Raw genomic sequence first — 1,280 nt, 5'->3', positions numbered from 1 at the left:
CCTGACGATATCTGGAGCATGAATGCCTATCTGGGGGCGCGCCCGATTGCGGCGGCCCTGGACGGCGGGGCGGACATCGTGATCACCGGGCGCTGCGCCGACAGCGCGGTGGCGCTTGGCCCCTTGATGCATGAATTTGGCTGGGGCGATGACGATTGGGACAAGCTCAGCCAGGGCTCGCTGGCGGGCCATCTGATCGAATGCGGCCCGCAAGGGACGGGGGGCAACTTTACCGACTGGCAGGACGTGCCGGGCTGGGATGACATGGGGATGCCCATTGTCGAAGTGTCCGAAGACGGCAGTTTCATCATGACCAAGACGCCCGACACGGGCGGGCTGGTTGTGCCCGGCTCGGTCGGGGAACAGATGCTGTATGAGATCGGCGATCCGCGCGCTTACCTGCTGCCCGACGTGATCTGCGACTGGTCCGGGGTGACGCTGGAACAGGTTGGCCCCGATCAGGTTCTGGTCAAGGGCGGCAAGGGGCTGGGGCGCACCGGCAGCTACAAGGTGTCGGCGACCCATGCCGACGGCTGGCGCGCGGTGACCACGCTGACGCTGGCGGCCATCGATGCCCCGGCCAAGGCCGAGCGCGTGGCCGACGCGATCCTGACCCGGTGCCGCCGGATTTTCCGCGACAAGAACCTGGGCGATTTCCGGCAGGTGAGCGTGGAAGTCCTGGGCGCCGAGGCCGCCTATGGCGCCAACGCCCGGGCCCGGACGCGCGAAGTGGTGCTGAAGATCGGCGCGGCGCATGACGACCGGCGCGCGCTGAACATCTTTGCCGGCGAAATCGCCCCGATGGCCATTTCCACCGCGCAGGGTCTGACCGGGTTCTTTGCCGGGCGGCCCAAGGTGCAGCCGGTGGTGCGACTGTTTTCGTTCCTGCAAGACAAGGCCGCCACGCCCGTTGCGGTTGAAGTCGATGGCAAGGACGTGCCCGTCACCGTCGCCACCAACGAGGTGCGTCTGGATCCGCCCGCCGCGCCGCCGGTGGAAAGCCGCGACGCTGGCCCCGACGCGGTCAAGGTGCGGCTGGTCGATCTGGCCTGGGGGCGCTCGGGCGACAAGGGCGACATCGCCAATATCGGCATTCTGGCGCGCAAGCCCGACTATCTGCCCTATATCCGATCCGCCCTGACCGAAGAGACGGTGAAAGACTATTTCGCCCATCTGTGCGAGGGCCCGGTCGAACGCTTTGATCTGCCCGGCAGCCATTCGCTGAACTTCCTGCTGCATGAATCGCTGGGCGGGGGCGGCATCGCCTCGGTCCGCATCGA

Annotated in this window: 1 protein-coding gene; it reads left to right on the top strand. The window is 67.2% G+C overall.

Annotation, left to right across the window (positions count from 1 at the left end; translation table 11 throughout):
* Positions 1-18: 18 nt before the first annotated feature.
* Positions 19-1,280 (top strand): acyclic terpene utilization AtuA family protein (locus ACP2AV_RS15645; RefSeq protein WP_426373698.1); only part of this gene is annotated, 1,262 nt, incomplete at its 3' end.

This window comes from Aliiroseovarius sp. PTFE2010, from assembly GCF_049943335.1.
Taxonomy (GTDB): Bacteria; Pseudomonadota; Alphaproteobacteria; order Rhodobacterales; family Rhodobacteraceae; genus JBNFVY01.
This window is presented reverse-complemented; position numbering and strand designations above follow the sequence as displayed.